This window comes from Pseudophaeobacter sp. 1A09344 (genome assembly GCF_041008745.1).
Classification (GTDB): Bacteria; Pseudomonadota; Alphaproteobacteria; order Rhodobacterales; family Rhodobacteraceae; genus Phycobacter; species Phycobacter gallaeciensis_A.
In genome coordinates this window covers 26,255-52,013 of record NZ_JAXGFS010000019.1, presented here as the reverse complement: position 1 = coordinate 52,013, position 25,759 = coordinate 26,255, and the positions used below count along the sequence as shown (strand labels likewise).

The window sequence follows — 25,759 nt, the reverse complement described above, 5'->3', positions numbered from 1 at the left end:
CAACCGCCGCAGGGGTCAGCGTACCCAGACTTCAACCCGGCGGTTCACCTCGCGGCCCCAGGCGCTGTCGTCGCAGGCCATGGGCAGGGCCTCACCAAAGGCAGCCACGTCGATCTCTACCCGGTCGAGATTGGCGGTCTCTGCCGCTGCCGCCACCGCATCGCGTACCGCATTGGCCCGCTTAATGGCGATCTTGCGGTTTGTCTCAGCCGGTCCCACTCCGTCGGAGAAGCCGACGAAGAGCAACCTGTGCGAATCGTAGATCCCGGCCTCCAGCGCCCGGCCCAATTGCTCGATATTGCTGCGGGATTGTGCATCGGGGCGGGTTGAACCCGGTTCAAACCGGAAGGATGTTGTCAGCCTCTGGAGCCCGCGCAGAGTAGATGTCAGCCGCTGCAGTTCTTCCAGATCCACCTCCGGCCCTGCCGCCTCTATCGCGTTGGCCAGCCGGTCCCCCTGGGCGGCAATCGACACGCGTTCCGGCGCCTGATCGACGAATCCCGCCCTGCGGATCACGATCTGCGCGCCGGGACCACGCACGTAGCTAAGGAAATCCCGCGCCACCTTGGGCAGCCGCCGTTCCGGCAGATAGAGGAACATGGGAGAGGTCAGAGGGTAATCCTCAGTCTTGATCGACCGGCGCGTCGCGCGCAGGGAGAACCCACATGGCCCGGTCAGGGTCAGCGCTCGCGCGGTGCCCGTATTGGCAAAACTGCCGATAGCGAGTGCGAAGGGGTCCGTGGCAACCATGCGCACCATCGTGCTGTGCCGGTCATGGCGACGCAGATCAGGCATTAATGTCGCCTTGGCCGGGGCCAGCAGCTTGTCCTCAACCGCCTGGGCCAGGCCTGAGCCTTCGACCGGCAGGTGCAGGGAAATCGGTGCATCGGCGCCGCCCAGCTCGGACCAGTTGGTGATCTCACCGGAAAGGATCGCAACCAGCTGCGGCAGAGAGATACGCTGCACCGGGTTTTCCGGCGACACCAGCGGCACCATCGCATCAAGCGCCAGAACCCGGCTACGCGACGGGCCCGTCATATCCCCCATGCCAGCCGCCTGCGCGTGTTCGCGCTCGGCCGGGCGGATTTCCCGCAGCGCCATGACGATATCCGCCTCATCCGCCAGAAGATCAGCAAAGCCTTCGTCGGTATTGCTGACGAAAAAATCGAACCGGGCGGCGGGACGATCCCCGCGCAGCAGAACATATTCGAAATTGTCGCCGGGCAGCGGATCGCGGCGCGTCTGGTAGCCGTTGCGCAGGGCAAACCCTTCGATCAGGGCGGGCAGCAGGACCTCTGCCATGGTCGAGGATCCCGACAGGGTGATCTCGGCCACGTAATCGGACAGGCTGGGACAGCCCGGACCGTCACAGCTGACCCCGGATCCGTCGACGGTCAACTCGCCGAACTTGGTGTCGACACGGTAATATTCTCCGTCGAATCCCAACAGGTTGCCGGTGATTTCCACGGCCCCATCGGGAGAAGACAGCGTGACATCCTGGGCGGCCAGCGATGTGACAGTTCCGGACAGAAGAAGTGCGGCGCAAATCGCCGCACGAAAGAAAGCCATGAGAAATCCTGGAATGAATGCGGATCAGTTGGAGGCGATTTTCAGGTTTTCCAACAGATTATTCAACACCAGAAAGTCACCCTTGGCCGCGCAATCAGGGATTGCCAGCGTCAGGTCGCGGGTCTGCAGTTTACTCTGCCCGCCAGCCCGATGCAGGGTCAGGGCCTGCGCCTCAACATCACGGCCACAGTTGATCGCGGTGATCTCTGCCTCGACGCTGATTTCCACCGTTTCTCCGGCTTGTTCGGCGGCGCGCGGGAAGCTGTAAACCTCGGCCAGACGCGGCGCCAGCTGGCTGTCATCGCCCAGCCGCACCATATGGCCCATGCCAGAGGCCGGGTCAGAACCATGCCAGACATGCCCCGGCGCGCCATAGTCGGCGCCGTTTTCGCGGGCATGAATTTCAAAACCGCTGTTGCCGGTCCATTGCAGCGCGACGCGGTCGATTTCGGAAAGGTCCGGCACCGGCACCACTGCGACTTCGGCCATCCCGTCCTGCGGCTCGATGATGAATACCGCCGAAGTGGCCAGAGCTGGCACCTCTTGTGTCAGATGGCCCGTATCATCCAGCGCCACCGTGAACATCATGCCCTGATGATGCACCGTCAGCCGCTTTCCCGCCTGGCAGGGCGCGGATACGTCGAGTTTCACCATGGCACCGGGCAGTGCATTAGCTGCGACCGACAGGGCGCAGTCATCCTTGGCGACAGCCGCTTCGGCCTGCGCGGTCTCTGCCTGCTGCGGCGCCGGATCTTCGTGCGGAACCGAGGTCAGCGTGATGTTCTCGATGGTCAGCTCGGACAGATCCGGATCGGCCGGGACCTGCACCGACGCGGCACTGATCTCCGGTGTTTCATAGATACGCGGAGCGGCGGACTGCTGCATGAAAAAGCCGATCCCCAGCGCACAGGCCACGGTTCCGCTGCTCAAGATCAAGATACGTTTGTCCATCATCACACACTCCACACCCTGGATAGGTTAAGGAAGTATAGCATGGGAAAGGCGGCCAGTTTGTGGCCGCCTGCGGGAGAGATTCGGGCAGAATAAAGAGAATTTTAATATCTCTGTCTGAATGGCCCCCGCGTGCGGTCAGGCCAAATCAGGGGCCGATCCCCGGTTAAAACGGCTGGCGTTCAACCGGGGATGCAGGCGTATCTCAGGCCAGACGCCCGTGGCAATGTTTGAACTTCTTGCCCGATCCACAGGGGCATTTGTCATTGCGCGACGGGTTGCCCCAGGTTTCGGGATCATCCTCGACAAATCCGGGCGCGGGCTCTTCCGCGAGTTCAGCAACAGCTTCGCCTTCTGCAGCAGGCGCAGGTGCGCCGCCAGCGGAGGCCATTTGCTGCATGGCGGCCTGGCGGGCTGCCATTTCCATCATCATCTGGCGCTGCTCTTCTTCGTTCATCGGACGCACGCGGCTCAGCTGCTTGGCAACGTCTTCGCGCAGGGAGTCGAGCATGCTTTCGAACAGCTGGAAGCTTTCGTTCTTATACTCGTTCAGCGGATCACGCTGCGCATAGCCGCGGAAGCCCACGACCGAGCGCAGATGCTCCAGCGTCAGCAGATGTTCGCGCCACTTGGCGTCGATGGTCTGCAGCAGCACCTGCTTTTCGATGTTGCGCATGTTTTCCGGACCGAAGGCTTCGGTCTTTTCCGCCATCAGCGCATCGCTTGCGGCCTCAAGCCGTTCGCGGATCTGTTCGTCGTCGACGCCTTCCTCGGCAGCCCATTCGGCCACCGGCGCGTCGATGCCCAGCCCTTCAAGCACAGCGGCCTGCAGGCCTGCGGTGTCCCACTGTTCGGCGTAGGTCTTGGGCGGCATGTAAGTGTCGATCAGGTCGTCGATCACCTCGTGACGCATATCATTGACGATCTCGGACAGATCCTCTGCCGCCATGATTTCACGGCGCTGGCCAAAGATCACCTTGCGCTGGTCGTTCATCACATCGTCGAACTTCAGCACGTTCTTGCGCATGTCGAAGTTGCGGCCTTCGACCTTGGCCTGGGCACGTTCCAGCGATTTGTTCACCCAGGGGTGAATGATCGCTTCGCCTTCTTTCATGCCCAGCGAGGACAGGACCTTGTCGAGGCGCTCGGACCCGAAAATCCGCATCAGGTCGTCTTCGAGGCTGAGATAGAACCGGGTACGGCCGGGGTCACCCTGACGGCCCGAACGGCCGCGCAGCTGGTTGTCGATGCGGCGGCTTTCGTGGCGTTCAGAGGCCATCACGAACAGGCCGCCCGCGTCCAGAACCTTCTGCTTTTCTTCGGCGTGCTTGGCTTCCTCGGCGGCGCGCAGCTCGGCAGGATCGGCATCGGGGTTGGCCTCAAGCGCGGCCATCACCTTGATGTCAACGTTGCCGCCCAGCTGAATATCGGTACCCCGGCCAGCCATATTGGTGGCGATGGTCACCGCACCAAGCCGCCCTGCATCGGCGACGATCTGCGCTTCCTGCTCGTGGTGGCGCGCGTTCAGCACGTTGTGTTCGATGCCTTCCTGCTGCAGCATCTGGCTCAGCAGTTCGGATTTCTCGATCGAGGTGGTGCCCAGAAGAACCGGCTGCCCCTTGGCATGGGCCTTCTTGGTCTCTTCGATCATCGCGCGGTATTTTTCCATCGCGGTGCGGTAGACTTGGTCGTCCTCGTCCACCCGTGCAATCGGCCGGTTGGTCGGAACCTCGACTACGCCCAGACCATAGATCTCGGCGAATTCCTCGGCTTCGGTCATGGCAGTACCGGTCATGCCCGACAGGCGGTCATAAAGGCGGAAATAGTTCTGGAAGGTCACCGAGGCCAGCGTCGTGTTCTCGGGCTGGATCTGCACCTCTTCCTTGGCTTCGATGGCCTGATGCAGGCCTTCGGACAGGCGGCGCCCGGCCATCATGCGGCCGGTGAATTCGTCGATCAGCACAACCTCGCCATCGCGCACGATGTAGTCCTTGTCACGCTGGAACAGTTTATGCGCGCGCAGGGCCTGGTTAACGTGGTGCACCACGGTGGTGCTTTCGGGGTCATAGAGCGAGGCCCCCTCTTCCAGCAGGCCGCGTTCGATCAGCTTCTGCTCAAGGTATTCGTTGCCCTCTTCGGTGAAGGTCACACCGCGGGTCTTCTCGTCGATCTCATAGTGTTCCTCGCTCAAGAGCGGGATCACCGTGTCGATGGTGGTATAAAGCTCGGAGCGATCTTCAGCCGGGCCGGAAATGATCAGCGGCGTACGCGCCTCGTCGATCAGGATCGAGTCGACCTCATCGACGATGGCAAAGTTGTGATACTTCTGGAACACTTGGTCCAGGCTGGGCTTCATGTTGTCGCGCAGGTAGTCAAAGCCCAACTCGTTGTTGGTCGCATAGGTCACATCGGACTGGTAGGCGGCCATCTTCTGATCGTCGGGCTGACCGGACCAGATCACGCCTGTCGTCATGCCCAGCTGTTCAAAGACCTTGCCCATCCATTCGCTGTCACGTTTGGCCAGGTATTCGTTCACCGTAACCACATGCACGCCCTTACCGGTCAGCGCATTGAGGTAGGCTGGGAAAGTGGCGACAAGTGTCTTACCCTCACCCGTTTTCATCTCGGCGATATTGCCCTGATGCAGGAAGACACCGCCCATAAGCTGCGTATCAAAGGCCCGCAGACCCAGCGCCCGGCGGGCCCCTTCGCGTACGTTGGCAAAGGCTTCGGGCAACAGAGCGTCGAGGGCTTCACCGTCCAGCGCGCGTTTGCGCAGCTCTTCGGTTTTCTCGATCAGACCCTGGTCGCTGAGCTTTTCGAATTCGGGTTCCAGCGCGTTGATCTTTGCGATCAGCGGCCGCGTCGCCTTGATTTTTCGGTCATTCGGTGTGCCGAAAATCTTTTTGGCGAGTGTTCCGATACCCAGCATGTGCTCTCCCACGGTCCTGTCATGGCTTCTGACCTAAGGCAGGCTTGCCCGCCCTGCCCGCAACCCATAAACAAAGGTGGAAACGACGGTCCTGCCATTGGCCCTTAGGCGATGTAAGCGGCAGGCATATAAGTGTCAACGCCGCGCCATGCTGCGGCCCGGGAATAGGAAGAATTGAATGCTGAAAGGTCTCACTTTTCTGCGAGGCGCGGCAACTGCGGCCCTGATGGCGCTGCCTTTGTCGGTACAGGCCGCACCGCATGCCAATACCGTGGTGGCCTCAGTCAACGGCGAAGAGATCACCCTTGGTCACATGATCATGGCCCGTGAAAACCTGCCCCAGCAGTACAAGCAACTGCCGGACGAGGTGCTGTACAACGCCATTCTGGACCAGCTGATCCAGCAGACAGCACTGAAACAGCAACTGCATGGCGAAGTGCCCCACTACGTGGAGCTGTCGGTCGAAAACGAAAGCCGGGCATTGCTGGCCGCTGATGTCATCGAAATGGTGATGGCCAACGCAACCGGTGAGGAAGCCCTGCGCGCGGCCTATGACCGTAAATACTCCACCGGCGATGGCGGCGATGAATTCCACGCGGCGCACATTCTGGTGGAAACCGAAGAAGAAGCCAAAAAGATCAAGATGGAGCTGGAAGACGGCGCCGATTTTGCCACCACTGCCAAGGCGCGGTCGACCGGCCCCTCCGGGCCGAGCGGCGGTGATCTGGGCTGGTTCGGGCTGGGTAGTATGGTTCCCGAATTCGAAGAGGCTGTACTTGCCATGCGGTCGGGGGATATCTCTGATCCGGTGAAAACCCAGTTCGGCTGGCACGTGATCCTGCTGCGCGAACGGCGCAAATCTGCCGCGCCCAGCTTTGACGAAGTGCGCGGCGAGCTGGAGCAGGAACTGCGGACACGCGCCGTCGAAGATCGCGTCAACGCACTGACAGCTGAGGCCACCATCGAACGACCCGAAATCGAAGGGCTGGACCCGGCGATGATTAAAGATCTTGGCCTGGTAAGGAACTGATCCGATGGCAAAACCTCTGCCCTGTTCTCCACTGGCTCCGGCCGGATTTCCCGATCTTCCCACGATCAAAGGCGTGCGGTTCGCCACCGCAGCCGCTGGTGTAAAATACAAGGACCGGACCGATGTTATGCTGGCGGTACTGGATCCGGGCACCACGGTTTCCGGGGTGTTCACTCGCTCCAAGACGCGATCTGCACCTGTGCGCGATTGTCAGGAGAAACTTGGGGCAGACCCTTCGGCTAGCGCCGCTATTCTGGTCAACTCGGGCAATTCCAATGCCTTTACCGGTCATCACGGGCAAACCTCGGTGGCAGAGATCGTCGCCGCCGTCTCCGGCATCACTGGGGCACCAGCGGGGCGCGTCTTTACCGCCTCGACCGGGGTGATTGGTGAACCGCTGCCGCATGATCGGATCGTCGCCAAGATCGCCGAGCTGAATGATGGGCTGAATGCCGATGCGCTGGAAGCAGCAGCCGCCGCCATCATGACCACCGATACCTTTGCCAAGGGCGCTGGCGCCACGGTCACCATCGACGGGCAGACCGTGAACATCGCCGGAATCGCCAAAGGTTCCGGCATGATTGCGCCTGATATGGCGACCATGCTGGTCTATATCTTCACCGATGCCAAGATCGAGCAAAGCGCGCTGCAGGCGCAGCTGGCCAAAATCTGTGACCGGACCTTCAACTGCATCACGGTAGACAGCGACACCTCGACCTCGGACAGCCTGATGCTCTGTGCGACCGGCGCATCGGGCGTTGACGCAACCGGGAACCCGGAGTTTGAGCAGGCGCTGGAGGGCGTGATGCTGGATCTGGCGCATCAAGTCGTCCGCGATGGGGAAGGCGCCACGAAGTTCGTCGAGATCCAGGTGACCGGCGCCGAAAGCGACGCAGATGCCAAGACCCACGGGCTGGCGATTGCCAATTCGCCTCTGGTGAAAACCGCAATCGCGGGTGAGGATCCCAACTGGGGCCGCGTGGTGATGGCAATCGGAAAATCCGGCGCTGCGGCGGACCGGGACCTGCTGTCGATCTCCTTCGGCGATGTTCTGGTGGCTGAAAATGGCTGGGTTGCGCCCTCATACAAGGAAGAGGACGGCGCCGCGCAAATGAAACAGGACGAGATCACGATCAAGGTGGATCTGGGTCTTGGCGATGGCGCGGCAACGGTCTGGACCTGCGATTTGACCCATCAATACATCACCATCAACGCGGATTATCGGTCATGAAAACGGTTCTCGTCTCGGCCGTGGCCCTGATCGACGTCGAAGGGCGGATCCTGCTGGCGCAGCGCCCCGAAGGCAAATCCATGGCCGGGCTTTGGGAATTCCCCGGCGGCAAGGTTGAAGCCGGGGAGACCCCCGAAGTGGCGCTGATCCGCGAACTGGAAGAGGAGCTGGGCATCAACACCTGGCAATCCTGCCTAGCGCCGCTGACCTTTGCCAGCCACAGCTATGAAGATTTTCACCTGCTGATGCCGCTGTTTGCATGCCGCAAATGGGAGGGCATTCCGCAGGCCCGGGAAGGCCAGGTTCTAAAATGGGCGCGGCCGCAAGAGCTGCGTGATTACCCGATGCCTCCGGCCGATATTCCGCTGATTCCGATCCTGCGGGATTGGCTGTAGCGTTCAAAAACTGGCGGTCCGCCCGGCGGGCTGCCCTCTGCATACCCCGAATTTCCCCTCCAATCCGGACGCAATTTACTACCGGATATTGGAGATTTGTCGGTAGAAACACTAGCCATTGTTGCTTTGGCGCAAGTCGTCAAGATTTTGTTAACCAATTTGTCAAAAACTGGTTACACTATCTGGCAGTGAACCTTTTTGAACTTCTCCCTGACGAAGGATCAGACAACAGGTGGACCTATTTGGGCACGTGTTTTCTGGTCCGGGACAGGTTCATGCAGGCACACATCAACGACCGCAACGGGGTGCCGGTAGGCGCGGCAGAACGCCTCCGAATACCACCGATTTTCGCGGCACACTGAAGACCCACTGAAGACCAATCACTCACGGCAATAGAGGGCAGCCCGGCGGCTGCCCTCAGCCGTTTTGGCGGGCACTAGACCTCCCACCACCTCAAAGATGCAAAAACCCCGGCACAGAGGCCGGGGTTTTGACTGTTTCTGAGTGTCGCAGCGCCTTAGTCGAGCTTACGTTCAACTTCCTGACGCTCGAAGATCTCGATGACATCGCCTGCGCGGATATCTTCGTAGTTCTCAAAGGCCATACCGCATTCCTGACCGGACTGAACCTCTGCGACTTCATCCTTGAAGCGCTTCAGCGTTTTCAGCGTGCCTTCGTGGATCACAACGTTGTCACGCAGCAGACGCACACCAGCCGAGCGACGGGCAACGCCTTCGGTGACCAGACAGCCGGCAACCTTGCCGACGTTGGAGACCTTGAAGACGTCCTTGATAGTCGCGTAGCCGATGAAGTTTTCCTTGATCTCGGCCGACAGCAGGCCCGAGGCCGCCGCTTTCACGTCATCCACAAGGTCATAGATCACCGAGTAATAGCGGATCTCGACGCCCTTCTGGTTGGCAGTGTTACGGGCCGAGGTATTGGCACGGACGTTGAAGCCCATGACCGGCGCACCGGAAGCTTCGGCCAGGCCGATATCGGTTTCGGTGATGGCACCAACACCCGAGTGCAGCACGCGCACGCGCACCTCGTCGTTGCCGATCTTCTCCATCGCCTGAACGATCGCTTCGGCAGAGCCCTGCACGTCTGCTTTGACCAGGATCGGCAGTTCGGAGACGTTTTCGTCTTCCTTAGCCTTGGCCATCAGCTGTTCCAGAGTGGTCGCAGCACCGGCTGCGGCGCGTTTGTCCTTGGCGGCCTGCTCGCGGTATTCCGCGATTTCGCGGGCCTGTGCCTCGGTCTCGGTCACGTTCAGCACGTCACCCGCTTCGGGCGTGCCGTTGAGACCCAGAACCTCGACCGGAACCGACGGACCGGCTTCCTTGACGCGTTCACCCTTGTCGTTGATCAGCGCACGGACCTTACCGTACTGCTCACCCACAACGAAGATGTCGCCCTGATGCAGAGTACCGTTCTGAACCAGAACAGTGGCAACCGGGCCGCGGCCCACGTCCAGCTGTGCTTCGATCACGGCGCCTTGGGCGGCACGGTTCGGGTTGGCTTTCAGTTCCAAGATTTCCGCCTGTAGCGCGATGGCTTCCAGCAGTTCATCCAGACCCTGGCCGGTCACGGCGGACACTTCCACGTCCTGAACGTCGCCGGACATGGCTTCCACGATCACCTCGTGTTGCAGCAGCTCGGCACGCACCTTGTTCGGATCGGCGGCAGGTTTGTCGATCTTGTTGATCGCCACGATCATCGGAACACCGGCAGCCTTGGCGTGGTTGATCGCCTCGATGGTCTGCGGCATGACCGAATCGTCGGCAGCCACAACCAGAACCACGATATCCGTCACCTGAGCACCGCGAGAGCGCATCGAGGTGAAGGCCGCGTGGCCCGGCGTATCGAGGAAGCTCAGTACGGTGCCGCTATCGGTGGTCACCTGATACGCACCGATGTGCTGGGTGATACCGCCTGCTTCGCCAGCCACAACCCGCGCATCGCGGATCGCATCCAGCAGCGAGGTTTTACCGTGGTCGACGTGGCCCATGATGGTGATCACCGGCGGACGCGGCTGCAGATCTTCTTCCTTGTCCTCGACCTCTTTGATCACGTCTTCGACGTCAGAGTCGGAAACGCGGACAACTTTGTGGCCGAATTCTTCGATGATCAGTTCAGCCGTATCGGCGTCGATCGACTGGTTCTGGGTGACCATCATGCCCATGTTCATGAGCGATTTGACCACGTCACCAACGCGTTCCGCCATACGGTTTGCCAGCTCGGAAACAACGATGGTTTCCGGCAGCTGCACGTCACGGATGACCTTTTCACGCTCGACGGTGCCCATTGCCTTCTGACGCGCGCGCTCCTGCTTGCGCTTCATTGCGGCCATGGACCGCTGACGGCCACCTTCGCCGGTTGCCTGACCCAGTGTCAGCTTACCCGAACGGCGACCTTGGTCGCGGCCTTTGCCACCACGGCCACGCTCTTCGCGTTCGCGGTCGGCTTTGCGCGGGGCCTGCGCTGCGGGTTTGGCCGCAGAACGACCTGCGGCGGGACCGGCAGATTTTGCCTTCTCCGGCTCTGCTGCCGGAGCCGCTGCTGCACGCTTGGCCGCTTCTTCAGCTTCGAGGCGCTTGCGCTCTTCCTCTTCCGCCTTGCGACGGGCTTTTTCCTCGGCTTCGCGCTGTTCGCGTTCCTTGGCTTCCTGCTCGGCGCGGCGGCGCTCACGCTCTTCGGCACGGGCCTTTTCCTCGGCCTCGCGCTGCGCGGCTTCTTCGACTTCACGCGCCTTGGCAGCCTGCAGCGCCTTCAGGCGGCGGGCCATTTCCGCGTCGGTGATGCCGGCAGGTCGACGGGATCCATCCGTCGCGGGAGACGCACCACTGCCGCCTTTACCCGCACCCGGCTTGGGAACCACAACGCGTTTGCGCTTGGTTTCCACTACGACATTCTTGGTCCGCCCATGGCTGAAGCTTTGTTTCACGTTCCCAGGCCGGGAACCACCACGCAAACCCAATGTCTTTTTGCCGTCACTATCGCTCATAAAGCTCTTTATCCTTCCGTGCGGCCCTTGCCGCCCACCATTTCGCGCAAACCCTGCAATCGTTGCGCTTCCTCTACAACACGTTTGCTGAGTCCACCAGAGGCCAGCGCCGCATGTATCACAGTTTGACGCCCAAATGCCATCCCCAGCTCATCCGCAGAGAGGCAACCGATATAGTTCCCCCGGTGCGGCGTGCTCAGTTTCGACTTTCCACGCCCGGATCCGTCAGCCGCCTGAATCAGCACACTCGCCTCTTCCTTCAGCAGCCAATCCTTGACTTTTTCATAGCCACCGACCGCATCACCCGACTTGCGGGCCAGGCTGATCAGATCAACGAGACGGCGCAGAACCTGCCGCTCCACCTCGTCTGCAAGGTCTTCGGGCACCTTCACCTGGGCCTTGAAGCCACGGGCGAAGAGTTTCTTCTTTACCGCCGTATCTAACGCAGAACGGCTGGCGGTCACATAAACGCCCCGACCGGGGAGTTTACCGAACACATCCGCAACGACCTGCCCGTCGGGGCCCATCACGAACCGGATGAGACCCTGCTTGGGCTGGATCTCACCTGTTGCGATGCACTTTCGCTCCGGGCCGTCTGACCGGTCTTTTTCGGCGCCTCCGCGAGCCATTCAGCGTCTCCTTTCAGGAGCAGCGGGGATCAGACCCCGGCCCCTGTGTCAGCGGCTTCTTCGTCACCTTCGGCCTCGTCATCTTCCGAGACTTCCGGTTCCAGTTCGGCGGGATCAACCCAGCCCAGCAAGACGCGGGCTGTCATGACCATATCCTGTGCCTCTTCCAGCGACATGCCGAAAGGTTCCAGAATACCGTCGTCCTTGATCCGTTCGCCGCCATCCGTGGTCCAGCCGCCGGCCAGTTCCCAGTCCGCGCAGGTGGCAAAGTCTTCCAGCGTCTTGATGCCGTCCTTTGCCAGTGCCTCAATCATCTGGGGTGTCAGACCGTCAAAGTCAATCAGGCTGTCCTCTGCGCCCAGCGCACGGGCGGCATCAATCGCTGCCTTGGCCTTGGCTTCGAGGTAGTCACGGGCCCGGGCCTGCAGCTCTTCGGCGGTACCTTCGTCAACACCGTCGATGACCAGCAGTTCATCGAGCTCCACATAGGCAACCTCTTCGAGGCTGGTGAACCCTTCGGAGACCAGCAGCTGGGCAAAGAATTCGTCCAGATCCAGAGTTTCCATGAACAGGCCGGTGCGCGCTTCGAATTCCTTCTGGCGACGCGCCGATTCCTCTTCCTCGGTCATGATGTCGATGTCGAGACCGGTCAGCTGCGAGGCCAGACGTACGTTCTGACCACGGCGGCCGATCGCGAGGCTCAGCTGTTCCTCGGGGACCACAACTTCGATCTTGCCGGCTTCTTCGTCCAGAACCACTTTCGACACTTCGGCCGGCTGCAGCGCGTTGACGAGGAAAGTCGGCTGATCTTCGTTCCACGGGATGATGTCGATCTTTTCACCCTGCAGTTCGTTCACAACGGCCTGCACGCGGCTGCCGCGCATACCGACGCAGGCGCCCACGGGGTCGATCGAACCATCATAGGAAATCACGGCAATCTTGGCGCGCGAACCGGGATCACGGGCAACGGCCTTGATCTCGATGATACCATCATAGATTTCCGGCACTTCCATCTTGAACAGCTCGGCCATGAATTCCGGCGCAGTACGGCTGAGGAAGATCTGCGGGCCGCGCGGTTCGCGGCGCACATCCTTGATGTAGCAGCGGATACGATCATTCGGACGATAGCTTTCGCGGCCGATCTTCTCGTTGCGGCGCAGGATCGCTTCGCCAGCGCCCACATCGACGATGACGTTGCCGAATTCTTCGCGTTTGACCAGACCGTTGATGATGGTACCGGCGCGGTCCTTGAATTCTTCGTACTGGCGGTCACGCTCTGCTTCGCGCACCTTCTGCAGGATGACCTGCTTGGCCGATTGGGCCGCGATACGGCCCATTTCTACCGGCGGAACCTCTTCCACATAGGTGTCGCCCACCTTGGGATCGGCCATGTACTGCTTGGCCTGCTCGACGGTCATTTCCGACTGGTAGTTTTCCAGCTCTTCATCTTCGACGACCGAGCGCACGCGGGTAAAGGTGGCCTTGCCGGTCTTGCGGTCGATGGACACACGGATGTCCATTTCGCTGCCGTAGCGGCTTTTGGCCGCCCGGGCGAGGCTTTCTTCCATGGCTTCGACCACCAGGCCGGGGTCGATCATTTTCTCGCGCGCCACGGCTTCGGCGGTTTGCAACAGCTCAAGCTGGTTTGCAGAGGTGATGGCCATTACTTGTTCTCCTCTTCGGACCCTTCGGTCACCTCGCCCTCAAGGGGCGTATCTTCGATAACGTCGTCAAAAGCATCTTCGTTCAGCGTGCCAGCCTCCTTGCGCTGGCGCAGCATTTCCTTGATCAGATCGTCGGTCAGAACCAGCTTTGCGTCGCTCAGCCAGTCGAATTTCAGACCGATGGTCACGGGTTCGCCGTGTTCCTCGATGTTGATCAGAACCTCGTCATCCTCGACACCGGCCAGCTCGCCCTTGAAGCGGCGGCGACCGTCGATCAGCTCGGCGGTTTCCAGCTTGGCCTCATAGCCTTCGAACATGTCAAAGTCCTTGAGCCGCGTCAGGGGACGGTCGATGCCGGGGCTCGACACCTCAAGCGCGTAGGCATCAAGGATCGGATCCTCGACGTCCAGAACCGCGCTGACGGCATTCGAAATATCGGCGCAATCATCGACTTCGATCCCGCCATCGGGTTTGTCGGCCATGATCTGCAAGGTTGTCGTCTTGCCGGACATCAGCCGGATACGGACCAGCTCATAGCCCAGATCCTCGATCACCGGGGTGATGATCTCGGCAAGGCGGCGGTCAATCGCGGCTTTGGCAATCAGGTCGTTGGTCATTCGGGTTCCAGCTGTCTTTCGGACACAAAAAAACGGGCGCGCGGCCCGTTGAAAATCCCGGTGGAGCCTTGGACCAGAGCCCAACGCGCCGCTGTTGTGAAAGGCATATACGCTTGATGGGGCGAATCTGCAAGGAGAAGTTCGAAACCGGGCCTGCGCCCCGGTCAGGTCCGCCACCAGCGTTCGGCAATACGGCCATCATCCAGCGCCGCGCGGCGGCCCACGGTGCGGGGCATGCCCACATCGCTGCGCGCCGCCAGCGCCATGTCGCTGGCCGAAGGATGATACAGGAATCCCCCCTTTTCGATCAGCCCTTCTGGCGCGGGCAAGGCGGCCACATCCACATAGCCATCACGCAGTGCCTCAGCCCGCACGCTGGCATCCGGGATGACGATCACCTCGACCGTATCCACCCAGCCTGCCTGCCCGGCCTTGTAATGATCGGCCAGTTTTGCCGCACGGAAATGCCGCCCGTCCTGCGCCCGCTCGACGCGGTAACAGCCGGTGCCCACGGCCTGTGCCAGTGGCAGATCCACCTGGCCCGCCGGAGCGATGACATGCGCCGGATCCGCCAGAAGGTAAGGAAGATGGGGGTTTGCGGCCGTCAGCTGGATCTCGATCCGATGGTCTGCGACCTGCTGCACCAAGGCAACCTCGGCGCCGTCGATACCGCGCCCGCTCAGCGAGGCAACCACATCCGCCGCCGTCATGGCCGCGCCATCATGGAACCGCACATCGCTGCGCAGATCAAAGGACCAGGTCCTGGCCGCGTCGCTGCTGTGCCAGCCCTCGGCCAGCTCGCCCCGCAACACGCCATCGGGCGCGATCTCTGTCAGGGTGTCGAAGACGGCGCCACGCGCCACCTGCTCCATCAGCCCGTCCTGACGCGGCACCGCAAGACGCAACACCCCGCCCGCGCGCGGCGCCGCCGCCAATGACGTGCCTGTCGCCGCCAGCAAGGCAGCCGCAGCACCAGAGGTGAACAGCGCGCGGCGGTCGATACGGGTCATGGCAGCATCTCCTCGGCAATCCGGTCCATCGTGCGCACCAGTTCGGCACTGATTCCCGGCTCCGACAAGGCATGACCTGCATTGCGGATCATTTTCAACTCGGCATTTGGCCACAGCTCGTTCAGGCGCCAGGCCGAGGTCGGCGGGCAGATCATGTCGTAACGGCCCTGCACAATGATGCCCGGAATATGGGAAATCCGCCCCATATTGGCGAGGATCTGCCCATCGAAATCCAGAAAACCGCCATTGATGAAATAGTGGTTTTCCAACCGGGCAAAGGCGCGGGCATAATCGCCGGGGCTTTCGCCGCCATGACCGTTAGAATGGACCGAGGCCAGGGCGTTCTCCCAGGATGACCAGGCACGACCGAATCGGATTTCCTCGTTCACATCGCCGGAAAATAGCCGCTTGTTATAAGCGGCGATCATATCGTGCCGCTCGTCATGCGGGACCAGCGCGACAAACCGCGCCCAGGTTTCCGGCCAGAACCGCCCGGCGCCGCCCCCGTAAAACCAGTCGAGTTCGCTTTGTGTCATCAGGAAGACACCGCGCAGGATGATGTGCTGCACGCGCTCCGGGTGCGTCTGCGCATAAATCAGCGCCAGCGTCGCCCCCCAGCTGCCACCGAACAATAGCCAGCTGTCGATCTCCAGCAGGCGGCGGATCTCCTCCATATCGGCAACCAGATGCCAGGTGGTGTTATCCTCGCAAGAGGCATGCGGGCGCGAGCGGCCGCAACCGCGCTGATCAAAAAGAATCACCCGATAGATATTGGGATCGAAATAGCGCCGCATCGCCGGGCTGCTGCCGCCGCCGGGACCACCGTGACAGACAATCACCGGAATGCCCTTGGGGTTGCCCGATTGCTCGACATAAATGCTGTGGCCCTGCCCCACATCCAGCATACGCTGGTCGTAGGCATCGACCGGAGGATAAAGATACTGCACTGCGCGCTTTTGGTCCGAGTATTTGTCCATTACTGACCTAACTAGTCTGTTAGACACAAAAGAACACACGGAGACAGGAATGCAAGCGCCTCAGTCCACGGTAGACCCGTCCGAGATCGCCAAATTCGAAGCAATGGCCGCGGAGTGGTGGGATCCCAACGGCAAGTTCAAGCCGTTGCATATGCTGAATCCCTGTCGGCTTGATTACATCACCCAGCAGATCGCCGGGGAATTCGGCCGTGATCTGACGCAGCCGGAGCCATTCAGGGGCCTGCGCCTTCTCGACATTGGCTGCGGCGGCGGGCTGTTGTCGGAACCGATGGCGCGCCTTGGCGCCGAGGTCGTGGGGGCCGATGCTGCCGCCGGGAACCTGCCGGTGGCGCGGATTCATGCGGAACAATCCGGCCTTACCATCGATTACCGCCACACCACTGCCGAGGCCCTGGCCGAAGCCGGTGAACAGTTCGACGTGGTTCTCAACATGGAGGTGGTTGAACATGTGGCCGATCCGCTGAGCTATCTGACCGCAACGCGGGAGTTGCTGAAACCGGGCGGCTTGCAGATCTGTTCCACCATCAACCGCAATCCCAAAAGCTATGTCATGGCCATCTTTGGCGCCGAGGTGGTGATGCGCTGGCTGCCGCGCGGCACCCATGAATGGAATAAATTCATCACCCCGGACGAGCTGTTCGAGCTGCTGCGCAAGGCGGGGCTGGAGCCAGTCGACCGTAAGGGGTTCGTGTTCAACCCGGTGACCTGGGGCTGGTCGATTTCTCCGCGCGATCTTTCGGTCAACTACGTCACGGCCAGCACCAAACCCGCCGCGTAACAAGGTGGCGGATAACCGCCTCCTATCCTTTCGTATAGGAGACCTAATCCCTCTGCGTACTTGGCGTTTGACTCGATTTAGTATAAAACCGTCCGATCGGTTGGGTTTTAGTCTGACCGATACCGGGCCTTGGCCCTTAACAGAGTGAATGCTGTACCCGATGGCCTATCGGCACAATGCGAAATGATCGCTGCCACCACTCACGCGGCCAGATGGGAAATTGAGAAAGGGATGCCCGTTACACGGCATCCCTTTCTTTTTGGGGCACAGGCAAACGCAAGGGCATGGAGGCCGCGCCGGGCGGCGCTTAGTCGTCTTCCAGCTTGCTGCGCAACTCCCGCAGGATCGGAAGTGCGGCGCGCACCCGGTCGCCGCCCAGCTCATCCACCACTTCGGAGATTACCGGCACGATACTGGCCAGCGCCGCATCGCGCGCCTGCCTGCCTGCGGGGCTGATCGCCACCATCTTGCGTCGGGCATCATCCCAGTCGGGGCGGATATGCACATAACCCGCCATCTCCAGCTTGTTCAGCGTATTGGTCATGGCACCGCGGGTAACGTGAAACGCCTTCGCCAGCTGCGCCGGAGAGCGTTCCAGCCCGGCCCGTGCCAGATGGTTCAGAACCGAAAAATGCGACAGTTCCATTCCCTTGGGCAGGGCCTTGCCCAGCCGCGAGCGCGCCAGCTGGTCGGCCATCAGGATTTCACTGAACAGCGAAACGGCCAGAGAATGTGATTCTTCCATCAGGGTCCGTCGAACTCTCGATCATGGGTCAGCGCAGGAACACGTTTGCGTGCTTCTGCCACTTTTTCCATATCAAGATCAACGCAGACAACCCCGGGATCGGTCCCGGCGTCCGCCAGAATCTCTCCCCAGGGCGCCACAACCAGCGAATGCCCGAATGTGCGGCGCGATGCGCCCCGGCTGGCTGGATGGGTCCCAGTCTGGGCAGGCGCCAGCACGTAGCAGCCGGTTTCGATCGCGCGGGCCTGCAGCAGCGTGTGCCAATGGGCGGCGCCAGTCACGTGGGAAAAGGCCGCCGGAACCGTCAACACCTGCGCCCCGGCCTGCGCCAGCGTCCGGTGCAGATGAGGAAAGCGCACGTCATAGCAGATGGTCATGCCGATCCTGGCAAAGGGAGTCTCTGCCAGCACCGCGCGGGTGCCGGGGCGATAGCCATCCGATTCGCGGTAGGTTTCCTCAGGCGTGACCTCCACATCGAACATGTGGATCTTGTCATAGCGGGCGACGATCCCGCCATCGGGGCCGATCAGGAACTGGCGATTGGCAAAGCGCCCATCCGCATCGTGGGTCTTGATGCCGAGCGAGCCGAGCACCATCCAGACGCCCAGTTTCGCGGCCTCGTCGCGCAGGGCAGCCAGGGTCGGATCGTCTTCTTCGTGATGCAGGACGGCTTTCTGATGCGCGCGGCTGGTCGAAAGGCAATTGGTGACCTCGGGCGTCAGCACGAAACCGGCGCCCTCGGCCACCGCTGTGGCCATCATGGCGCGCACGCTGTCCAGATTCTCGGCTGGATCATCGCTTGAGGTCATCTGCAACAGGGCTGCGCGCATCAGGTGGGTCTCCGGTTTCAGGCGGACAGCAACTGATCCAGTTTGCCGGCCTGTTCAAGCGCGTAAAGCTCATCACAACCGCCCACATGCGTGTCGCCGATAAAAATCTGCGGCACCGTGCGGCCCCCGTTCGCGCGCTGGATCATTTCAGGTTTGCGTTTCGGGTTCATCATAACGTCGACCTCGGAAAAGGTCACACCCTTCTGGTTCAAAAGCCGTTTTGCGGCGTGGCAAAAGCCGCACAGAGGCGAGGTGTAGATTTCCACCGGTTTCATGCAGGTCTCCAATATATTCGGGTTTTTGCGTTTGTGAGGGATATGGGGCCGCAATGCAATCTTTGCCAGAGGCCCCGGCAAAGCGGTCACGCATGCGTGACGCGGGCCAGAACGACGATCCGCACCTCTTCCGCACCAGCGCGCAGGCAGGCATCGGCGCAGGCCGACAGGGTCGCCCCGGAGGTCATAACATCATCCACCAACAAGACGTTGCGACCGCTCAGGGCAGGCGCCTTGCGCGGCGGCACCCCGATCACATCACCCAACAGCCGGAACCGTTCGCTCCGCGACCGCCCGTCCAATGACGGTGTTCTGCGGTGGCGGCGCAGCAGATCGGGGCAATATTGCAGCCCAGCGCGGCGTGCCAACGCCCTGGCCAGCACGGCGGACTGATTGTAACGGCGTTTCAGAAGTCGGCTCCAATGCAGGGGCACCGGGCAGACCAGCGGACTATCCTGCAGCAAAGGTTCCGCCACCCGCGCCATCCAGGCCGCCGCCGGAGGAGCAATATCAAGCCGGTCCCCATGTTTCAGCGCCAGCACCAGCTCGCGCGCCTTACCGCCATAGACAAGCGCGGCACGGCCCTGGCTCCACGGGCGGGGCGTCGCCATGCAATCATCGCATTCGATGCGAAATCCGTCGCTCTCCCCGGGCAGGGGCACCCCGCAGCCTTCGCAAACCGTGCCGGAAATGAACTCCGTCTCGCGCCAGCAGGGACCGCACAGGCCCGCGTCCTGCCCGACCAGCCCACCGCAGCCCAGACAGCGCGGCGGATAGATCAGTGAAACAGCGGTTTGAAACTGCGCCAACAGCATTTAAGTAGCCCCCCATGACGCAAAACACACAACACCAGCCACAGCTGTTTGACAGGCAGGCTTTGGCAGCGCATCGGGCCCGGCGGCAGCAAGAGGCCCTGTTCCTGCACCAGATGGCACGGGACGAGGTCGAAGATCGCCTCAGCATGGTTAACAGAACCTTTACCGCCCCTGCGGTGGTGTCTCCTTTTGCGGAGATTTGGGACGGTGCCCTTGGCGGTGCGACCTGCGTGGCGGACGAGGATGTTCTGGATCTGCAGCCCGGCGCCCATGACGTGGTGATCCATGCGATGGGCCTGCACTGGGCCAATGATCCGGTTGGCCAGCTGATCCAGTGCCGCCGCGCCCTGAAGGAAGACGGGCTGCTGCTGGCGGTGATGCTGGGCGGGCAGACATTGCAGGAGCTGCGCGTGGCGCTGGCCGGAGCAGAAACCGAGGTACTGGGCGGGCTATCTCCGCGCATCGCCCCGATGGGCGAGGTCCGCGATCTGGGCGCCTTGCTGCAACGGGCCGGGTTCGCCCTGCCGGTGGCCGATGTGGTGCCGCTGACGGCGGAATACCGCGACCTGATGCATCTGATGCGCGAATTGCGGGCCATGGGAGAGACCAACGCCCTGACATCCCGCCTGAAACGCCCGGTCCCGCGACGCCTGTTCCACCGTGCCGAAGAGATCTATCGCCAGCACTTCGAGACCGAGACCGGCCGCCTGCCCGCCAGTTTCGAACTCATCTGCCTGACCGGCTGGTCCCCCTCCGAAAGCCAGCAGAAACCGCTGCGCCCCGGCTCGGCCCAGATGCGGCTGGCGGATGCCCTGAAAGTGCCGGAAACCAAGCTGCCCGACTAGGCCCGCGCCACTTCGGACAATAGGCAAACGCGATGGCTGCACAAATTTGATCCGATTGGTCTTTGACCGCGTATGCCATTACTATTGCGCCGAAACACAAAGCCCCAACCGCACAGGACACATCAATGCTGGATTCGACCTCAACTGCAAAATGCCCTGTTCACGCTCCTGCCGACCACCCCAAGGTGCAGCCGGAAAAGGTGGGCATTCTGCTTGCGAACCTCGGCACCCCGGATGACTATAGCTACTGGCCCATGCGCCGCTATCTGAGCGAATTCCTGTCGGACAAGCGGGTGATCGACTACCCGTCGTGGAAATGGCAGCCGCTGTTGCAGCTGATCATCCTGACCAAACGTCCGTTCAGTTCGGGCGAGGCCTATAAATCCATCTGGAACCACGACAAGGGCGAAAGCCCGCTGATGACCATCACCAAGGACCAGACCGCCAAGATGGCAAAGGTGATGTCCGACCGGTATGGCGATCAGGTCATGGTCGATTTCTGCATGCGCTATGGCAACCCGTCGACCAAGTCCAAGGTCCGCGAAATGGTCAAGGCGGGCTGCCAGAAGATCCTGTTCGTGCCGCTCTATCCGCAATATGCCGGCGCCACATCGGGCACCGCGAATGACCAGTTCTTCCGTGCCCTGATGGAAGAAACCTGGCAACCTGCCGCCCGCACCATTCCTGCCTATTTCGACGAACCCGCCTATATCGATGCGCTGGCGCGTTCCGTCGAAGAGGCCTATGCCAAGGCGTCGAGTCGCCCTGATATTCTGGTCGTATCCTACCACGGCATGCCGAAACGCTATCTGATGCAGGGCGATCCCTACCACTGCCAGTGCCAGAAAACGACGCGCCTTCTGAAAGAGCGCCTTGGCTGGGAAGACACCGAGATCACGACGACCTTCCAGTCGGTCTTTGGCCCCGAGGAATGGTTGAAACCCTATACCGTCGACCACGTCGCCACGCTGGCCAAGGAAGGCAAAAAGAACATCGCCGTGATCGCCCCGGCCTTTTCTGCCGACTGCATCGAAACGCTCGAAGAGATCAACGAAGAGATCAAGGAAAGCTTTGAAGAGGCGGGGGGCGAGGACTTCCTCTATATCCCCTGCCTCAACGATGATGACGATCACATCGCAGCACTGGCCGGTGTCATCGAACAGAATTTGAAAGGCTGGGTGGACTAACGCCGCGCCCCGGTTCAAATAGGATCCAATATTGGGTTGCCGCCGAAGCGGCGGATCGGGGGGGTTTATGACACAGGCGCATTGGGCGGCCGCATTTGCGGCACATTGGGGGATCGAGGCGGAGCTAACCCGCCTTGATGGCGAATACGATCTTAACTTTCTGGCGCTGGCGGCGGATGGCTCCGGCTATATCGTCAAGGCGATGCGCCCCGGCTGCGCGCAGGATCTGGTCGATATGCAGGTGCAGGCCCTCGACCATATAGCCAGGGCGGCGCCGGATCTGCCCTGCCCGCGCGTGATTCGGGCCAGAAACGGCGCCGCAATGTGCGCGATTGCCGATGAAACCGGCGCTGAACGGCTGGTCTGGGTCATCAACCAACTGCCCGGCCGCTGCTACGCCAAGGCCGCACCGAAATCCGACAGCCTGATCCACGAGGTTGGCGCGGTGCTCGGCCAGACTGACGCGGCGCTGGCGGATTTTCAGCATCCGGGCCTTGAGCGGGATTTCAAATGGAACCTAATGCAGGCCAGGTGGATTGCCGATGATCTGGATTGCATTGCCGATCCGGCCCGCAGGGCCCTACTGACCGATATTCATGGCGCCTTTGCCGAACTGGCACCCGACCTTGTCAAGCTGCCACAGCAGGCAATCCACAATGATGCCAATGATTACAATATCATCGTATCGGGAGAACTCAGCGAACCGCGCCGGGTATCCGGCCTCATCGACCTTGGCGATATGTGCAACGCGCCGCGCGTCTGCGATCTGGCGATCGCGGCCGCCTATATCGTTCTGGACCATCCCGACCCCGAGGCCGCGCTGGCCGCGCTGGTGGCGGGCTATCATTCCGCCTGTCCGCTGAACCCGGGCGAGGTGGACATGATCTGGCCGCTGCTGCGGGCGCGGCTTGCGGTCTCAGTGGTGAACTCCACCTTGATGGCCGCAGAGAACCCCGATGATCCTTACGTGACCATCTCGCAGGCGCCTGCTTGGCGGTTCCTCGAAGGCTTTGACCTGAACGCCAAGCTGGTGAACGCCCGCCTGCGCGCCGCCTGCGGCCTGCCGGTGGTCGAAGGCGCCGATCGGGTGCTGACGTGGCTAAATGCAGAACGCGGCAATTTCGCTCCCCTGATGGGCGCGGATCTGAGCGACGTGCCGATGGGGTCGCTCTCGGTCGAAAACGCCACCTGGCCGCAGAACCCGTTCGATATGCCGCTGGAAGAAGCCGCCCGCGTCGGCGAGGAATACGGCACCGGCATCTGGCTGGGCTATTACAACGAACCGCGGCTGATCTACACCGCGCCCGCCTTTCGCAAGGGGCGCTGGAAGGCCAGCAACCGGCGCACCGTGCATCTGGGCGTGGATGGCTTTGCCCCTGCGGGTGCCCCCCTATATGCGCCGCTGGCGGGCGAGGTCTTTATCGTCGAGAACCGGGCGCATCATCTGGACTATGGCGGCACCATCATTCTGCGCCATGAGACACCGGCGGGAGACACCTTCTACACACTTTACGGCCATCTGGATCCGGAATGCTGCGACCGCCTGAAACCCGGCGACACCGTGGCGCGGGGCGAAGCCTTCTGCCGCCTGGGCGATCCCACACAGAACGGCGGTTGGGCACCGCATGTGCATTTCCAGCTGGCGATGACCACCGACGGGATCGAGGCGGACTGGCCCGGTGTCGGTGACCCGGACGAGATGTACCTGTGGCACGCGATCTGCCCCAACCCGGCGGCGCTGATGAATCTGCCCGATGACAAGACCTGCTATCAGCCCACCGACAAGGGCGAGATCTTGCAAGCGCGCCGCGCGCATTTCGGCGGCAATCTCAGCCTCACCTACTCCGATCCGGTGATGCTGCTGCGGGGCTGGAAACACCACCTGTTCGATGAATGGGGCAGGCCCTATCTCGATGCCTATAACAACGTGCCTCACGTGGGCCACGCCCATCCGCGCATTCAGGCGGTGGCGGCGGATCAGCTGAAGCGGATGAACTCCAACACACGCTACCTGCACCCTGCGCAGGTCGCCTTTGCCGAGAAGGTGCTGTCGAAACTGCCAGCCCCGTTCGAGGTCTGTTTCTTCGTCAACTCCGGCACCGAGGCGAACGAGCTGGCCCTGCGGCTGGCCCGCGCCCATACCGGCGCCAAGGGCATGGTGACGCCAGACCACGGCTATCACGGCAACACCACCGGCGTGATCGACATCTCCGCCTACAAATTCAACGCCAAGGGCGGCGTTGGCCAATCGGACTGGGTGGAACTGGTCGAGGTCGCGGACGACTATCGCGGCAGCTTCAAACGCGACGATGCGAACCGAGCGCAGAAATTCGCGGACCTCGTCGATCCTGCGATTGCCAAGCTGAAGGACAAGGGACACGGGCTGGCCGGGTTTATCGCCGAAACCTTCCCCTCGGTCGGCGGGCAGATCATCCCGCCCAAGGGGTACCTGCCGGCGGTCTATGAAAAGGTCCGCGCCGCCGGGGGCATCTGCATCGCCGACGAAGTGCAGACCGGTCTGGGACGGCTCGGGGACTATTACTTCGGCTTTGAACACCAGGGCGCGCTGCCCGATATCGTGGTGATGGGCAAGCCCATCGGTAACGGCCACCCGCTGGGTGTTCTTGTCACCACCCGCGCCATTGCCGACAGTTTCGCCAAGGGGCCGGAGTTCTTCTCGACCTTCGGCGGCTCGACCCTGTCCTGCCGCATCGGCAAGGAGGTGCTGGACATCGTCGATGACGAAGGGCTGCAACAGAACGCCAAGGCCATGGGCGACCAGCTGATGGCAGGACTGCGGCAGCTTGAGGCGAAACATGCCTGCGTCGGTGATGTGCGCGGCATGGGGCTGTTTCTGGGGCTGGAGCTGATCAACGCAGATGGCAGCGAGGCGACCGGGATCTGTTCATACGTCAAGAACCGCATGCGCGATCACCGAATCCTGATCGGCAGCGAAGGACCCAAGGATAACATCCTGAAGATTCGTCCGCCGCTGACCATCGACAGCGATGACGTGGAGATGATCGTGCAGACGCTGGATCTTATTCTGGATGAGGTCGCCACCCTCTGAGGGCGGCCCCACCGGACACTCTGTTTCCGGCCAGCAGGCAATAAAAAAGGCGGTGGAAAACCACCGCCTTTTTAAATCTTGCAAGAAGCAATTAGTTGCTTGCGACAGCTGCGCCAACCAGGACCAGCAGCAGCAGCGGCAGCAGGATGCCGGAAGACGAGCTTTCGGCCTGCTCAACGATTACCGGTGCTTCGATAACGGGCTCTGCCAGGTTGCCGGCAGAAGCGGTGGAAGCGGCGGCAGTCAGAGCAGCTGCGATAACGAGTTTTTTCATGTTAACCTCCAGAATTCGCGTCGGACACAACAATGGCCTACGCACCCAAGACTTATCTCGTATTTTTTTCTAACCAAGTAACCCTCGGGAATGCAAATGCTTGTTTAAAAGGGCAGCCTTGCGCGTGCGGCAATGTCGTCAAATTAGCAACACTTGCGTGCCCACCTTGGTCAGCTGAAACAGCTGCGCGATGTGCTCGTTATAAAGCCCGATGCAGCCGTTCGACGATTTCCGCCCAATTTTGCGCGTATCGTGGGTCCCATGGATGCGGTAGAACTTCCAACTGAGATACAAAGCATGTGATCCCAATGGGTTATCCGGTCCTGGCGGGATGTATTTTGGCCATTCAGGGTTCCGTTTCAGCATGTTCGGCGTCGGCGACCAGCTGGGGCCATCAACCTTGCGGATGACCGAAGTCCGACCCCGGCGGGTCAGATCGTCGGACAAGGGCACCGAAGAGGGGAACAATTTGTAGACCGATTCATCCTCTGACCAGTAATGCAGCGCCCGGCTGTCGATATCGACGAGAATCGCTCCTTTGCGCAGATTATCGAAATAGGGCCTCCAGTTTTTGGCGCGGAAGGCCGAGATATTGCGTTTGACCGGCGGTTCCGGCTCTGGCGGCGGGCGCAGGGGATCATAGGCAACATCCTCGTCCTGCGCGACACCTTCGGCGAGGGCCGGAGAGGACAGCAGCGCCGCCGACCCTGCCAGAAATTGGCGCCGGGACGGTTTATCAAACAGACTGTGGGTCATGGTCTTTCCCTGCAGGTAAACATCAAAATACTGGCGGTATATTATGGCTCTTAAGCCTCAGTCGCAAATCAAACCGCCGATTAAGGGTCCCGAATGGCCGACGCAGGTTTGCACCTGCGCCTCAGGAAGGCTAAGTGCAGGAACAATGAAACTG

At 61.3% G+C, this 25,759-nt stretch carries 22 protein-coding genes; 7 read left to right on the top strand and 15 right to left on the bottom strand.

The genetic code is table 11. The annotated features are described in order from the left end of the window. Positions 1 to 15: 15 nt before the first annotated feature. The 3 genes from SM765_RS21950 to secA all read right to left on the bottom strand — a co-directional run bounded on the left by SM765_RS21950 (position 16) and on the right by secA (position 5,452). Positions 16 to 1,569 carry a substrate-binding domain-containing protein gene (locus SM765_RS21950; protein WP_274836071.1) on the bottom strand — a complete coding sequence of 518 codons (1,554 nt, stop codon included), beginning with the start codon at positions 1,567 to 1,569 and terminating at the stop codon, positions 16 to 18. Between the two features lie 24 nt (positions 1,570 to 1,593). Continuing rightward, on the bottom strand, positions 1,594 to 2,523 hold the full coding sequence (locus SM765_RS21945; RefSeq protein WP_274836069.1) for a hypothetical protein: 930 nt from the start codon (positions 2,521 to 2,523) through the stop codon (positions 1,594 to 1,596). A 202-nt stretch (positions 2,524 to 2,725) separates the two neighbouring features. Continuing rightward, a complete protein-coding gene (gene secA, locus SM765_RS21940) occupies positions 2,726 to 5,452 on the bottom strand; it encodes a preprotein translocase subunit SecA (RefSeq protein ID WP_274829348.1) in 2,727 nt (908 codons plus the stop codon). A gap of 178 nt (positions 5,453 to 5,630) precedes the next feature. Here secA and SM765_RS21935 point away from each other — a divergent pair, with 178 nt between their 5' ends. The 3 genes from SM765_RS21935 to mutT are packed head-to-tail and all read left to right on the top strand — an operon-like array spanning position 5,631 to position 8,108. Then, a complete protein-coding gene (locus tag SM765_RS21935) occupies positions 5,631 to 6,482 on the top strand; it encodes a peptidylprolyl isomerase (RefSeq protein WP_274829347.1) in 852 nt (283 codons plus the stop codon). Positions 6,483 to 6,486: 4 nt separating this feature from the next. Continuing rightward, positions 6,487 to 7,713 carry a bifunctional glutamate N-acetyltransferase/amino-acid acetyltransferase ArgJ gene (gene argJ, locus SM765_RS21930; RefSeq protein WP_274837880.1) on the top strand — a complete coding sequence of 409 codons (1,227 nt, stop codon included), beginning with the start codon at positions 6,487 to 6,489 and terminating at the stop codon, positions 7,711 to 7,713. Next, complete coding sequence (mutT, locus tag SM765_RS21925; protein WP_065272081.1) at positions 7,710 to 8,108, top strand: 8-oxo-dGTP diphosphatase MutT; 399 nt, start codon at positions 7,710 to 7,712, stop codon at positions 8,106 to 8,108. The genes argJ and mutT overlap by 4 nt, the downstream gene beginning before the upstream one ends. A 517-nt stretch (positions 8,109 to 8,625) precedes the next feature. Here mutT and infB read toward each other — a convergent pair. From infB to pip, 6 genes are all read right to left on the bottom strand, one after another. Continuing rightward, positions 8,626 to 11,112: a translation initiation factor IF-2 gene (gene infB, locus SM765_RS21920; protein ID WP_065272080.1), complete on the bottom strand. Its 2,487-nt coding sequence runs from the start codon at positions 11,110 to 11,112 to the stop codon at positions 8,626 to 8,628. 8 nt (positions 11,113 to 11,120) lie between these two features. Next, positions 11,121 to 11,741, bottom strand: coding sequence for an RNA-binding protein (locus tag SM765_RS21915; RefSeq protein ID WP_274831714.1), 621 nt, complete (start codon positions 11,739 to 11,741; stop codon positions 11,121 to 11,123). Positions 11,742 to 11,770: 29 nt separating this feature from the next. After that, positions 11,771 to 13,405: a transcription termination factor NusA gene (nusA, locus tag SM765_RS21910; RefSeq protein WP_065272078.1), complete on the bottom strand. Its 1,635-nt coding sequence runs from the start codon at positions 13,403 to 13,405 to the stop codon at positions 11,771 to 11,773. Continuing rightward, on the bottom strand, positions 13,405 to 14,022 hold the full coding sequence (rimP, locus tag SM765_RS21905; protein ID WP_274837879.1) for a ribosome maturation factor RimP: 618 nt from the start codon (positions 14,020 to 14,022) through the stop codon (positions 13,405 to 13,407). Before rimP ends, nusA begins: the two co-directional genes overlap by 1 nt. Positions 14,023 to 14,186: 164 nt before the next feature. After that, complete coding sequence (locus SM765_RS21900; protein WP_274837878.1) at positions 14,187 to 15,032, bottom strand: ABC transporter substrate-binding protein; 846 nt, start codon at positions 15,030 to 15,032, stop codon at positions 14,187 to 14,189. After that, the gene (gene pip, locus SM765_RS21895; RefSeq protein ID WP_065272074.1) at positions 15,029 to 16,009 is read right to left on the bottom strand and encodes a prolyl aminopeptidase; all 981 of its coding nucleotides are present in this window, start codon (positions 16,007 to 16,009) and stop codon (positions 15,029 to 15,031) included. The genes SM765_RS21900 and pip overlap by 4 nt, the downstream gene beginning before the upstream one ends. 49 nt (positions 16,010 to 16,058) lie before the next feature. Here pip and ubiG point away from each other — a divergent pair, with 49 nt between their 5' ends. Next, the gene (ubiG, locus tag SM765_RS21890; RefSeq protein ID WP_274836062.1) at positions 16,059 to 16,808 is read left to right on the top strand and encodes a bifunctional 2-polyprenyl-6-hydroxyphenol methylase/3-demethylubiquinol 3-O-methyltransferase UbiG; all 750 of its coding nucleotides are present in this window, start codon (positions 16,059 to 16,061) and stop codon (positions 16,806 to 16,808) included. Between the two features lie 307 nt (positions 16,809 to 17,115). Here the strand turns inward: ubiG and SM765_RS21885 are convergent, their stop codons facing one another. The 4 genes from SM765_RS21885 to SM765_RS21870 form a co-directional block, all read right to left on the bottom strand. Beyond that, positions 17,116 to 17,553, bottom strand: coding sequence for a MarR family winged helix-turn-helix transcriptional regulator (locus tag SM765_RS21885; protein ID WP_065272072.1), 438 nt, complete (start codon positions 17,551 to 17,553; stop codon positions 17,116 to 17,118). Beyond that, a complete protein-coding gene (locus tag SM765_RS21880) occupies positions 17,553 to 18,383 on the bottom strand; it encodes a carbon-nitrogen hydrolase family protein (RefSeq protein WP_274837877.1) in 831 nt (276 codons plus the stop codon). Before SM765_RS21880 ends, SM765_RS21885 begins: the two co-directional genes overlap by 1 nt. 17 nt (positions 18,384 to 18,400) lie before the next feature. Beyond that, the gene (gene grxC, locus SM765_RS21875; RefSeq protein WP_065273656.1) at positions 18,401 to 18,658 is read right to left on the bottom strand and encodes a glutaredoxin 3; all 258 of its coding nucleotides are present in this window, start codon (positions 18,656 to 18,658) and stop codon (positions 18,401 to 18,403) included. An 86-nt stretch (positions 18,659 to 18,744) separates the two neighbouring features. Next, positions 18,745 to 19,473, bottom strand: a complete 729-nt coding sequence (locus SM765_RS21870) for a ComF family protein (protein WP_274837876.1) — start codon at positions 19,471 to 19,473, stop codon at positions 18,745 to 18,747. A gap of 14 nt (positions 19,474 to 19,487) precedes the next feature. Here SM765_RS21870 and SM765_RS21865 point away from each other — a divergent pair, with 14 nt between their 5' ends. The 3 genes from SM765_RS21865 (at position 19,488) to SM765_RS21855 (ending at position 24,575) form a co-directional block, all read left to right on the top strand. After that, complete coding sequence (locus SM765_RS21865; protein ID WP_274837875.1) at positions 19,488 to 20,318, top strand: methyltransferase domain-containing protein; 831 nt, start codon at positions 19,488 to 19,490, stop codon at positions 20,316 to 20,318. Positions 20,319 to 20,443: 125 nt separating this feature from the next. Then, a complete protein-coding gene (gene hemH, locus SM765_RS21860; protein WP_274837874.1) occupies positions 20,444 to 21,505 on the top strand; it encodes a ferrochelatase in 1,062 nt (353 codons plus the stop codon). Between the two features lie 67 nt (positions 21,506 to 21,572). After that, positions 21,573 to 24,575 (top strand): aminotransferase class III-fold pyridoxal phosphate-dependent enzyme, encoded by a 3,003-nt coding sequence (locus SM765_RS21855; RefSeq protein ID WP_274837873.1) that lies wholly within the window; start codon positions 21,573 to 21,575, stop codon positions 24,573 to 24,575. Positions 24,576 to 24,666: 91 nt separating this feature from the next. Here the strand turns inward: SM765_RS21855 and SM765_RS21850 are convergent, their stop codons facing one another. Both SM765_RS21850 and SM765_RS21845 read right to left on the bottom strand, forming a co-directional pair. After that, complete coding sequence (locus SM765_RS21850; protein WP_065272066.1) at positions 24,667 to 24,849, bottom strand: hypothetical protein; 183 nt, start codon at positions 24,847 to 24,849, stop codon at positions 24,667 to 24,669. A gap of 138 nt (positions 24,850 to 24,987) precedes the next feature. Then, the gene (locus SM765_RS21845; protein ID WP_065272065.1) at positions 24,988 to 25,605 is read right to left on the bottom strand and encodes a L,D-transpeptidase; all 618 of its coding nucleotides are present in this window, start codon (positions 25,603 to 25,605) and stop codon (positions 24,988 to 24,990) included. Between the last annotated feature and the right edge of the window lie 154 nt (positions 25,606 to 25,759).